This window comes from Nostoc parmelioides FACHB-3921, from assembly GCF_014696625.1.
GTDB lineage: Bacteria > Cyanobacteriota > Cyanobacteriia > Cyanobacteriales > Nostocaceae > Trichormus > Trichormus parmelioides.
Map to the genome: position 1 here is coordinate 1 of NZ_JACJQL010000113.1, position 11,780 is coordinate 11,780.

General features: G+C 40.3%; 8 protein-coding genes. 6 read left to right on the forward strand and 2 right to left on the reverse strand.

The window, feature by feature from the left end; translation table 11 throughout:
* Window positions 1-313: 313 nt before the first annotated feature.
* The 3 genes from H6G14_RS31415 to cydB all read left to right on the forward strand — a co-directional run bounded on the left by H6G14_RS31415 (window position 314) and on the right by cydB (window position 3,652).
* Window positions 314-841, forward strand: coding sequence for an MFS transporter (locus tag H6G14_RS31415; RefSeq protein ID WP_422394121.1), 528 nt, complete (start codon window positions 314-316; stop codon window positions 839-841).
* Window positions 842-1,021: 180 nt separating this feature from the next.
* The gene (locus H6G14_RS31420; RefSeq protein ID WP_190572685.1) at window positions 1,022-2,464 is read left to right on the forward strand and encodes a cytochrome ubiquinol oxidase subunit I; all 1,443 of its coding nucleotides are present in this window, start codon (window positions 1,022-1,024) and stop codon (window positions 2,462-2,464) included.
* A 174-nt stretch (window positions 2,465-2,638) separates the two neighbouring features.
* Window positions 2,639-3,652, forward strand: a complete 1,014-nt coding sequence (gene cydB / locus H6G14_RS31425) for a cytochrome d ubiquinol oxidase subunit II (RefSeq protein ID WP_190572687.1) — start codon at window positions 2,639-2,641, stop codon at window positions 3,650-3,652.
* An 843-nt stretch (window positions 3,653-4,495) separates the two neighbouring features.
* Here the strand turns inward: cydB and H6G14_RS31430 are convergent.
* Together H6G14_RS31430 and H6G14_RS31435 are read right to left on the reverse strand one after the other, a co-directional pair.
* Window positions 4,496-5,647: a methanobactin export MATE transporter MbnM gene (locus tag H6G14_RS31430; protein ID WP_190572689.1), complete on the reverse strand. Its 1,152-nt coding sequence runs from the start codon at window positions 5,645-5,647 to the stop codon at window positions 4,496-4,498.
* Window positions 5,648-5,725: 78 nt separating this feature from the next.
* Window positions 5,726-6,631: an MbnP family copper-binding protein gene (locus H6G14_RS31435; RefSeq protein ID WP_242054236.1), complete on the reverse strand. Its 906-nt coding sequence runs from the start codon at window positions 6,629-6,631 to the stop codon at window positions 5,726-5,728.
* Window positions 6,632-6,961: 330 nt separating this feature from the next.
* Between H6G14_RS31435 and H6G14_RS31440 the strand changes: the two genes are divergently transcribed.
* The 3 genes from H6G14_RS31440 to H6G14_RS31450 all read left to right on the forward strand — a co-directional run bounded on the left by H6G14_RS31440 (window position 6,962) and on the right by H6G14_RS31450 (window position 11,625).
* Entirely contained in the window at window positions 6,962-7,882 is a 921-nt protein-coding gene (locus H6G14_RS31440) for a tetratricopeptide repeat protein (protein WP_190572691.1), read from the forward strand.
* A 171-nt stretch (window positions 7,883-8,053) separates the two neighbouring features.
* Window positions 8,054-10,597: a TonB-dependent siderophore receptor gene (locus H6G14_RS31445; protein ID WP_190572693.1), complete on the forward strand. Its 2,544-nt coding sequence runs from the start codon at window positions 8,054-8,056 to the stop codon at window positions 10,595-10,597.
* An 11-nt stretch (window positions 10,598-10,608) separates the two neighbouring features.
* Window positions 10,609-11,625 (forward strand): ABC transporter substrate-binding protein, encoded by a 1,017-nt coding sequence (locus tag H6G14_RS31450; RefSeq protein WP_190572695.1) that lies wholly within the window; start codon window positions 10,609-10,611, stop codon window positions 11,623-11,625.
* The last annotated feature ends 155 nt before the right edge of the window (window positions 11,626-11,780 follow it).

An 11,780-nucleotide genomic window follows, 5' to 3' on the forward strand; every position in this document is an offset into this window, starting at 1 on the left:
ATTCTTCCCAAGTTATTGTGTTGTTACAATGCTTTTTCGTTCCATATTTTATCTGCTAAAAATTTTAATGATAATGATAATCGAAAAGAGGGGGGAGGAGGCGAGCGTCGCTCGCCTCCTCCCCCTCCCCACCACATGATTATCATTTTTATTTAGATAAGTTTAAGTATTTTAGCTCATTGACAAAATACACTTTAATCTAACCCCTCACGAGTGGTATCAACTAGAAAATTCAACCTTTTTTCGATCATACTTTCAACCATTTATCAGCTTTTTATCACGTCCAAAAGCATTACCTTGGCTTTTTGTTGTCCTGCTATATATGATGGGTGATAGTGTAACGGGTCTGATGATTCGCCCGCTTTTAGTAGATAGGGGTTTGTCTTTACCAGATATTGGTTGGATTTTAGGAATAGTTAGCTATAGCGCCCGTATTGTTAGTGCCTTGATTGCGGGATTAGTAATTGTCAAATTAGGAAGAATAAAGTCTCTAATTATATTTGGCTTCATAGCAGCCCTGACCACACTTTTATATATTATTCCGGCAATTGGTGTGAGTAGTGTGCTTGTACTTTATACAGTTTGTATTATAGTTAATGCAACCCAAAGTATGGCATATACTGCTTTACTCAGTGCCATGATGGATAAATGCGAAAAAAATACAGCCGCTACTGATTACACAATTCAAGTTTCTGTAATGTTTTTAGGTGGAATTGCTGCCACAGTCTTGAGCGGAATGTTGGCAAGTACAATGGGTTACAGCTTTATATTTATAATTAGTACAGTAGTAAGTTTGTTAAGTGTCTTTTTGATTACAAATAAATATAGAGTTAGTGCTTGAAATGGTCTAAATTACTCTTAAAAAGAACTCAAATACTCACCTAATCCCTTTAATACAGTAAATTAGCGATCGCTCTTTGGGAAAAACTTTTTGGTTTACTGAGAAATGTTCCGTTACCATGCGACTATGACCCCAAGATGCTACGCAAGTCAAGATTTAAATAAATTCAGAGGTTAGTTCATGGATTTTATATCGGACACCGTCGCTCTATCGCGGATGCAGTTTGCACTGACGGCGATTTTTCATATGCTATGGCCTGTTCTCACCACGGGGATGGGGATTTATCTGGTCATTGTCGAAGGAATGTGGCTAAAAACACGCAATCCTGATTACTACCACCATGCTCGTTTCTGGGCGAAGCTATATGTGTTGAATTTCGGGATTGGTGTAGCATCGGGCTTACCAATGGAGTTTCAATTTGGCACGAACTGGGCCCCATTTTCTGAAGCGGTAGGCGACTTTTTTGGCAGTATTCTAGGCTTTGAGGCTTCGATGGCATTCATGCTAGAAGCCGGATTTCTGGGTATTATGCTATTTGGCTGGGAAAGAGTAAACCCAGTGATTCACTATTTTGCCACCATTATGGTTGCCTTTGGTGCAAACCTATCTACCTTCTGGATTTTAGCGGCAAACTCTTGGTTGCAGACCCCAGCCGGTGGGGAAATAGTGAACGGGAAATTTGTTGTTGATGATTACTTTCAGGCAATTTTAAACCCCTTCATGGTCAACAGTGTCTCCCATATGTTTTTAGGGACGCTGGAAACTTCTCTGTTTGTGATTGGGGGAATTAGCGCCTGGTATATTCTCAACAACCGCCATCAAGCTTTCTTTGCGCGATCGCTGAAAATTGCCCTAGCAACAGCGATCGCTGTCACCCCATTGCAAATCTATGTCGGACACCTCAGCGCCGAGCAAGTAGCTGATTATCAGCCTACAAAACTCGCCGCGATGGAAGCTAAGTGGGAAACCTCTCCAGCCGGACAACCCGCGCCCTGGAGTGTAGTTGCATTACCCAACAATAAGACTGAGCAAAATGACTGGGAAATCTCAATTCCCAACGGTTTAGGCTACATTTTGGAATTCAAACAAAATCTGTCTAAACCCGTTCTGGGACTGAAAGAGTGGAAACCTGAAGATCGCCCCCGGATGGTGGGTTTGATTTATTATTCCTTCCGCATCATGAGCGGTATTGGCTTTTTCTTGGCTGGCTTGATGGGTATCAGTGTGATTCAATGGTTGCGGGGTAAACTTTCACCAGAAGCGATCGCCGGGCAAAAATGGCTACTGCGAATCTGGATTTTAGCGGCTCCATTGGGCTACATCGCCGTTGAATCAGGCTGGATTGTGCGCTGTGTTGGGCGACAACCTTGGGTAGTTTATGGGAAAATTCGCACAGCAGATGGCGTTTCCCACCTACCGGCGACTGAGGTTTTAACATCCTTGCTAATTTTTGCCGGAATTTATACAGCCCTGTTTATTTGTGCTTTATTCTTTGGTAGTCGAATCATTCGTCAAGGCCCCAATTTGGAGCTTCCCGTTCCAGGTATTGACACCAAACCAGGCGTAGAAACTACTCCGGCTGAATTTGTTCCCGATCAACGTCCTGTGGAAGCACAGCAGTGAAAAAGCAGAGGTGCAGAGGTGCAGGGGAGCAGAGGAGAGAAACCACCCACACTTCGTCAAGCGGTAGTTGAGCGCAGTCGAAACGAGCGTGCGGACGCTGCGCCATCGCCAGGGACAAGGCTTTGAACCTGATCTTTTTCGTAAATCAAATAGGTAAAACAATTCAGTAATTGTATGGAGAATTTAGAACACTTTTTAGCCCAGGTATGGTTTGTCATCTTGGCTCTGTTTTTGTTTCTCTACGTCATGTTAGACGGGTTTGATCTAGGTGTAGGTATCCTGTCCCTAACCAGTTCCAATGAGGAGCGACGGGACATTTTAATGACGAGTTTGGGTAATATTTGGGATGCCAATGAAACCTGGTTGGTGTTGATGGGGGGTGCATTATTTGGAGCATTTCCTCTGGCTTATGGCACCATTTTGAATGCGCTCTACATTCCCATTTTTGGCATGATATTTGGTTTGATTTTTCGGGCTGTGGCCTTTGAGTTTCGAGAGCATTCTACCAACAAAGTATTTTGGAATGTTGCCTTTGGAGTTGGGAGTTTCATGGCGGCGCTGTTTCAAGGATTTGCCTTGGGGAGCATTTTAGAAGGCATTAAGGTGGATGAATCGGGTCATTTTATCGGTAGTATGTGGGATTGGCTCGATTGGCGATCGCTCTTAGTTGCCTTGACATTGATTCAAGGTTATGTGTTGATTGGCTCCACCTATCTCATCTTGAAAACTGAGGGAGAACTGCAAACATCTCATTACCGCACAGCAAAACTCGCTGCTTGGACAACCCTTATAGGTGCAATTTTAATCACCATCGCTACTCCTGTTGTGTATGAAAATGCCAGGGCAAAGTTATTTCACCAACCAGAAGTATATCTATTTTCACTCATTCCCCTGCTAGGTGTGCTGCTGATTGGGTTATTGATTCAAAGCCTGAACCGCAAAGCAGAAACCACTCCCCTAGTTTGGACAGTGCTGCTTTTTTTACTTACCTTTGTGGGCTTGGGATTAGTTGTTTTTCCCTATATCATCCCTCCAGGTATCACCATTTATCAAGCAGCCGCAGCACCTAGCGCGTTAGTTTTCATGATTATCTTCATTGGATTTCTGATTCCCATTATGTTGTTCTACAACATCTACAATTACATTGTGTTTCGCGGGAAAGTCATAGGTACACATTATGGGGAATAAGTGATACCAATTTAAGCCATAATTGTTGATTTTTGTCCAAATCCCAGATGTTAGTTTCTTCCAACCATATTGCCTGCACAATCTAATTAGAGCGCAAATATTAATAAATAAGGGATACAAAGAAATTTGTATCCCTTAACTTTAGAGTAGGTATGTATGCACCTCTATATTTTAATAGGAAATACTTGAAGCAAATATACTTTTTATCATCACCTGATAATGAATCTAATGTCAAAAGACCAACTGTCAAACTTATATAAAAGTTAAGGATAATAACTTTTATATGATTAAAGTGTGCCAATATCCTACTTCAGCCCAATAATTTCGGTTGTGATTACAAACTGGGTTAAAACAAGCCCGAATGCACAGACTGAAGCTGGTACATTAGGGCTAAATTATACTTTTTCTCAGACTGAATTAGATATTATTTCCCATAATGACTACTAACTACTTTGCCCCGAAATACCCTATATAGATAGGCATTGTAGAATAGCATAATCCATACAAAAAAGCCTATGAAGGTAATCATCAAAACTTGAGAACTAAAGGAAAAAGCTGCCTTAAAAAATGGGCGCACCAGAAATAATTATAGGAATTACGCACTGAAACAAAAAACCCTTCTGAGGGTGGTCAATAGTCAATAGTCAATAGTCAAAATCAAGGTTTTTTGACTGTGGACTATTGACTATTGACAAAAAAGCCAGAAAATTATTGACACTGCGTAAGTCCTAAATTATACCAATTTGAAAAAAGAATGTGACAGATATACAGCCTCAAACGCTTGTTCTGTCTTGATTCTTAATTTTGAATTTTGAATTTTGAATTTTGAATTTTGAATTGTTATTAGTTGGGATCACTAAAAGCAGGGTTATGAATAAATGTTTCATCAGTTAAACTTTTTAGGAAAGCTATCAGGTCATTTTTTTCAGCTTCAGTTAATTCAAAACCGCTAATAAATTCACTCTTGAAAGGATTTTTGCTTCCTACTCCTGCAAACTTTCCTGTATGAATCGTTCTCCCACCTGCTTTGTAGTGGTCGATAACTGCTTCTAGAGTAGGGATACTACCATCGTGCATATAGGGAGCAGTCAGAGCAATATTTCGCAGAGTTGGAGCTTTGAAACGTCCCATATCGGAGGGTTGGGTAGTAATTTCATAAACACCAGTATTATCTGGTGGATAAGCTCCTTTACCATCAATATTATATAGGCCAGTGTTGTGAAAGGCGATTTCCACAAAAGCCAGGCGATCGTGCATCACTGAATCGCTAAAATTAATGCCACCATGACAATGAAAACATTCCAGACGTTCACTGTGGAATAACTTTTCCCCCCGTTGAGCAGCTTTGGAAATAGCATGAGAGTCACCACCGAAGCGATAACGATCATAGGGAGAGTTCACGGAAATCAAAGTACGTTCAAAAGCTGCTATAGCTTTAGTCAGATTACTCAAGCTAATTGCTTCTTGACTTTCTCCAAAGGCTATTGCAAACATCTGTCGATATTTGGAGTCATTCCGCAGCATTGTTAATATTTGTTGTTCCCTTCCTACCATACCCATTTCTACCGGATGTTCCCCAAACATTGGCACTAAAGCTTGAGTTTCCAACTTTGTCATCAAAGGGTTAGCCCAAGTTAATACCGGGTTGTAGCCAATATTAGCGAGACTCATAGAGTTACGGGGGTGTTTTTCACCAGTTGCACCCACCGCTACAGTTTTCCCATCAGTAAAAGCCAAGGACTGAATATGGCAAGACGCACAAGAGAATTCACCCGTGATTGATAACCGCTTCTCATAAAAAAGATGCCTTCCCAACTCTACTTTTGGCGAACTCATGGGGTTATCGGCTGGTACAATTGGCTTCGGCATCCAAGCTGGGAGATTCCAGTCATATTCTGAATTCGGTGATGTGCCAAATGCTTTACTTAGCCCCATTGAGAGACAAATTGACAACAGACAAATTACTGCGAGGGTAAACAAACGAGTTAATTTCATCTGGGAATTCGGAGCAAGTTAAAGGCTAGGAAGAAGCAGGGGAGGCATCTTGCCCAATCCCCATTCTCTATTTTTCTATCACTCCACTCTAAAGAATTTCTGTGTAGAAGCAGGGCGATCGCCAAATGGTAGACCAAAATTAGTCATAATGCCCACACAATCGCCATCATCGGGAGATGACATACAACCTGGAGCGGTATTTGGTTGGTTGATGGTTAAATTTGTGTTGCTTAACAACGCTGCTAAGTCTGCAACCACGATATTTTTGTTGGGATCAAATTTAGTTAAGACAACCTTCACGGTATTGGGATTTTTACAAGATGAGGGTTTTTGATTACCTGTTTGAGCTTGACAACCAGTGCTACCCAAATGGATGGGGAAACCCTGTGCTTGATGATTGGGTTCATCATGTTTCGCGCCTGGGCTAGTGTGACGATGCTTCTCTAAATCAATGCGAGCAAATTTGTAACCAGACAGCCAGTTCCACCAGAGGGAGGTTAAATTTAGGGGTGATGGGGCGATGACAGAATCTTCATGATTGAGATTGAAGGGGATACCCAGAGTAAATTGCAGTCCTTGATATTTTCCTTTAGGTACTGTACCTATCACTTGATTACGTGTTTCTACTGTGCCATTAACACAAGCACCAGATTTATTTTCAAAGTCTATTAAAGCTACGTTTTGGTATTGCCATTTACCATCCTGGGTTAAGGTGAGGGGTACAACTTTACCTTTAGCATCGATTAAAGCTATATCAGATACATAGAAACGGAAGTCAGAGAGAGTAAATTTTTTCGCTGGTTTACCTAAAGTGTAGGTTTTGCCACATTCAAAGGGTTGTTGACCAACTTTACTATTAAATCTAATTGTGACTTCTTGAGTTTCAGTAGTAGAAGCTAAACCGATAGCATAATTCCCCAGAATTGCGGTGCAGGGAATTGTGACTAATGTCAATACCGCTAATTTCGCAGACAACTGCATCATTTCACCTATGCGTTTAACAGTGAACAGTGAACAGTGAACAGTAAACAGTTATCAGTTAAATCCTGAAACACCACACCAATTGGTGAAAGGGGATGGTGGCGGGTCTAAATCCCCCACCATCCCCCTGATAACTGATAACTGATAACTGATTTAAGGTATCTTCCAATTCTCAGTAATGGATGATCTGCTGTCAAACGACCAATTGTCAAAGTAGAGAAGCGTTGAACTCGTTAATTTTGACATCATTTGACAGGTTGTCTTTTGACTATGCTAGGAATGACCATGAAAATAAAGTTGTGTAGTTGATCGGCTGTTGTTTCTCTTCATTCCATGAACCGATTCATCTTGAGTTTTAGTATTGCTGTGATGTTTGCTTGTCTTGTTTTCGCTGCACCTGCACACCCATTATCTACAGTGAAAGAGCCAAATGTAGCGAGTGTATTTCTCCAGTCAGGAATAGAGAAATTGTTGCATGGTAATTACCAAGAAGCTATCGAAAATTTTAATACGGCGATTGAGATACAAAAAGATTTTGCGGCAGCTTATAGCGATCGCTGTCTAGCTTATCTAGAATTAGCAGATTATCAAAGTGCCATTGCTGACTGCAATCAAGCTCTCAAATTGACCCCTGACAATGTGGAAGCACATCTCAATCGGGGACTAGCATACTACAGACTAGGGGAATATAAGCAAGCGATCGCTGACAGTAACAAAGTTATTGGTCTCAAGCCTGATGATTTCCGAGCTTACTATAACCGAGGTATAGCCCAGGCAATGTTGGGGAATCATGAACAAGCTATCTCTGATTACAATCTAGCGTTAATCACTATTCCCCAAACATCTACGTTCCGCCTAGCAGATATTTACAACGACCGAGGACTAGCTTGGTTTGAGTTATCAAATTTGCCAAGTGCTATGGATGATTTCTCCAAGGCAATTCATCTCAATCCCCATGACTATAGAGCTTACTATAATCGTGGTTGTGCTTGCGGTAGAAGCGGCGATAACTCTTGTGCCATTAGAGATTTTACAGCATCACTTCAGCTTCAGCCTGGCAATGCCCAAGCCTATCTGAATCGAGGTATAGCTAATCATCAACTGGGTCATGAACGAACAGCGATCGCAGACTTACAAAAGGCTGTAGAATACTTTGCCCAAGAAGGAGCAACTACAAGCTATGAGAAAACCTTAAACTTACTCAAAAATTTACAACAACAACTCTCATCTCAGTTAGAAATTGCTCTCATCTAGAATGGTATTGAGAAGTGACAATAACATCAGCAAAGCCAAATCACAAGTTTCCCTGAAAATATAAATCAAGTTAAGTTTGACAATATGTCTTTTGACATCAGTAGTAATTTTACTTATTCTCACAGTATTTACTTTGTGGTGTAATTTACCATCAACGGTGTGAGGAATGAGGTGAAACAAGATAGTTTACTCGCTTATCTATGGCTAACTTCTACCATATCAATTTTGAATGCCTTCCCCGCATATTCGCAAGAAATAGCTATCAAAGACATTCCTCAATTAAGCGAGATACAGCTTCCTTACACAAGCGTTCAAGAATTATTCGCCCAGCAACAAAATCCAGTTATTCAAGTGACAGGAGTACACCTCAATCAAACTCCTAAGAGCTTAGAAATAATCTTAGAAACTTCTGCATCTGATAAACTGCAAGTTACCAATAAGAGTGAGGGAAATAATTTTATTATCGATATTCCTAACGCGCAGTTAAGTTTACCTAATGGTAACTTATTTCGTCAAGAAAAACCATTTGCAGGAATTACAGAATTAGTAGTTACAAATCAAGATGCAAATAGTATTCGAGTAACTGTGACAGGTGAGGAGGGTGTCCCCAAAGTTGAGTTAGATGACAGCGATGCAGGTTTAATTTTCGTCGTCACACTAGTTACATCACCTACTAGTGAAAAACCAGCAACGCAACCATCGGCTGAGACTAATCAACCCATTGAACTAACAGTGACAGGAGAACGAGATGGGTATAACGTCCCCACCGCCACTACCGGCACTAAAATAGAAGCACCACTACGGGATTTACCTTTATCTATTCAAGTCATCCCCCGTCAGATAATTGAAGATAGAGGTGTAGTTAGACTCAACGATTTAGCTGATAATGTCGCTGGTGTCCAACAAGAGGCGGGTTATGGTTCTCTACCCTCCGTAGGCTTTCGCATTCGCGGCTTCACGACAAATTTTGGCAACTTACGCAATGGCTTTCAAGATTTCGGCTATGTCACCCCCCGCGATATCGCCAACGTCGAACAATTTGAAATCCTCAAAGGGCCAGCCTCAGTTTTGTATGGAGGTGGTCAGTTTAGTTCTGGGATTCCCAGTGGTGTAGTCAATACCGTCACAAAAAAGCCTCTCGAACAGCCTTACTATAACGCTAGTATTACCTATGGCAGTTATAATTTTTTCCGCCCTACAATTGACTTAACTGGGCCACTCACAGAAGATAAATCACTGCTTTATCGGCTGAATATTGCTTATGAAAATGCAGATAGTTTCCGCGATTTTACAAGAAATGATAGTTTTTTTATCGCCCCTGCATTTACCTGGAAAATCGGCCCGCGTACAAATCTTGCTGTAGAATTTGAATACCAAAATTATAATTTAAACTTTAATTACGGCTTCCTCCCAGAACCGGAATTTTTAACACTCCCCAGAAATAGATTTTTGGGAGAACCTAATTTTAGTGAAAGTAATACTCGTTCAACTGCATTTACTTATAATTTTGAACATAAATTCAGTGATAACTGGAGATTTCGCCAGGGGTTTAACATAGTTCAGGCTGATTTAGATACCAAATCAACATTTCTATTCGCCTTACAAGATGACCGTAGAACAGGAGATAGAGGTTTAACAAAATCAGATGAAGCTAATAATAATTTGACCTTGCAAAACGAAATTTACGGTAAATTTAATACTGGATCAATTCGCCATAATCTACTATTTGGAGTAGAAGTATCTCGATATAAATTTCAGTATGATTTTACAGATGGGGATGTAACTTCAATTGATATTTTCAACCCCCAGTACAGTACAAAGTTTGTGATTCCATCCTCGCCAACTTCTGGTAGAGAATATGGCTCAGACAACATCGGAATTTACATCCAAGATTTAATCGAAGTTCTACCTAACCTGAAAATATTAGCTGGTGGTCGCTTTGATGCTAATGAATTATTCAGAAAAAATCGTGTGACAAACACGACAATTAACGAACAATCCAATTCGCAATTTTCCCCACGAGTCGGTATAGTTTATCAGCCTAGTCAAACAACGTCGCTTTACTTCAATTGGTCAAACTCTTTTGCTCCTAATTACTCTGCTAGAAGCCGGACAGATGAGCAGTTTAAACCAGAAATTGGCGAACAATTTGAAGTCGGAATTAAACAAGATTGGATTAAAGACCGACTTTCAGCAACGTTGGCATTTTACCAAATTACTCGACAAAATGTATTGACTCCAGACCCGATTGATCCCAATTTTAGTATCACCACAGGCGAACAAAGAAGCCGAGGGGTAGAGTTAGATATTACAGGACAAATTTTACCAGGTTGGAATATTATTGCTAACTACGCCTACACCGATGCTGTGGTGACAAAAGACGAAGATATTCCTGTTGGTAGTAGATTGTATGGTGTACCTGAAAATAGTGCTAGCTTGTGGACGACCTATCAAATTCAAAGCGGTAATTTGCAAGGTTTAGGGTTGGGATTAGGACTCGCTTTTGTAGGAGAACAAGAAACTAGATTACCCAGCACTTTAACGCTACCTTCTTACGTGAGAGCCGATGCTGCTATTTTCTATCGTCGGGATAACTATAAAATTGGGTTGAACTTCAAAAACATTTCTAATGTCAAATATTACACTTTAGATGGTTACTTTATTTACCCCGCCGCACCGTTTACAATCCAAGGAACAGTGTCGTTTGACTTTTAAGGGGGTTAATAATGAAACTTCCTGATTTTACTTGGTGGCGAAATCGCTATATACGTTTCCTCATAACTGCTTTATTAGTGATAGTGACTGCTTGTCAGATGCAGGTAAAAAATACTAAAAATCTGCAACCTGTGGCTGCTCATTTTACCCCAGTGACGATTGAGAATTGTGGTATTACTATTACCTACAAACAACCACCAAAACGTGTAGTTACTCTCAACCAACCTGCAACAGAAATCATGTTAGCACTGGGTTTAGAGACGCAGATAGTTGGTACAGCTTATTTAGACGATCGCATTCTGCCAGAATACCAAAAAACCTACTCGCAAATTCCTGTCATTGCCGATAAATATCCCTCAAAAGAAGTCTTATTAGGTGCTGAACCAGATTTCGTCTATGGTTCATTTCCTGGTGCTTTTGGTAAGGATGCAGTTAGTGGACGTAAATATTTACTAAGTTTGGGAATTAACTCCTATTTAGCGGAAGGTGCTATCGAAGTTTGCTCGAAGAAAAGGGAATTGCTAGAGAATATTTACAATGAAATTGCGGAAATTGGTCAGATTTTTGGAGTGAGCGATCGCGCTATTAAATTAATTAACAATTTAAAACAAGAATTGCAATCTACTCAAACAAAACTAGGACAAATCAATCCTCCCAAACCTGTCTTTTGGTATGCTAGTGAAAGTCCACCTTATACAATTACCATTGATAGTTTACCAAATCAAATTTTGGAATTTGCGGGTGGTCGGAATATATTTCAAGAAAAAGCGAATGGTACTTATATAACCGTTAATTGGGAAGATGTAATTAACCGCAATCCCGAAACAATTATTCTCAGTGATGCGAGTTGGTCGCCTGCGAAAGAACAGCGACAATTTTTTCTCACAAATCCCGCCTATGCAAAAATTTCTGCTGTACAAAAAGATAAATTTATTGTTATTGATTACAGCTACAGTACATCAGGCATCAGGTTTGCTCAGGGAGTTAAAATATTAGCTCAAGCGTTGTACCCAGAGAAATTTAAATGATGAAGTGTCAAGGTTAATGGCAAAAATGTTGAAAGATGATACAAAAGTGAAATATATCCAAACCGAAACAAGTTTAGTATTTCCTAATTTAAATATTCAAGAAATTCCATCACTAATTGAAAGATACCGCATGGCGGGAAGGCGGGTATTTCGAC

Excerpts from the sequence above, each read along its gene's own strand:
- H6G14_RS31420 (WP_190572685.1), top strand. The coding sequence starts at position 1,022 with ATGGATTTTATATCGGACACCGTCGCTCTATCGCGGATGCAGTTTGCA.
- cydB (WP_190572687.1), top strand. The coding sequence starts at position 2,639 with ATGGAGAATTTAGAACACTTTTTAGCCCAGGTATGGTTTGTCATCTTG.
- H6G14_RS31430 (WP_190572689.1), bottom strand. The coding sequence starts at position 5,647 with ATGAAATTAACTCGTTTGTTTACCCTCGCAGTAATTTGTCTGTTGTCA.
- H6G14_RS31435 (WP_242054236.1), bottom strand. The coding sequence starts at position 6,631 with ATGATGCAGTTGTCTGCGAAATTAGCGGTATTGACATTAGTCACAATT.
- H6G14_RS31440 (WP_190572691.1), top strand. The coding sequence starts at position 6,962 with ATGAACCGATTCATCTTGAGTTTTAGTATTGCTGTGATGTTTGCTTGT.
- H6G14_RS31450 (WP_190572695.1), top strand. The coding sequence starts at position 10,609 with ATGAAACTTCCTGATTTTACTTGGTGGCGAAATCGCTATATACGTTTC.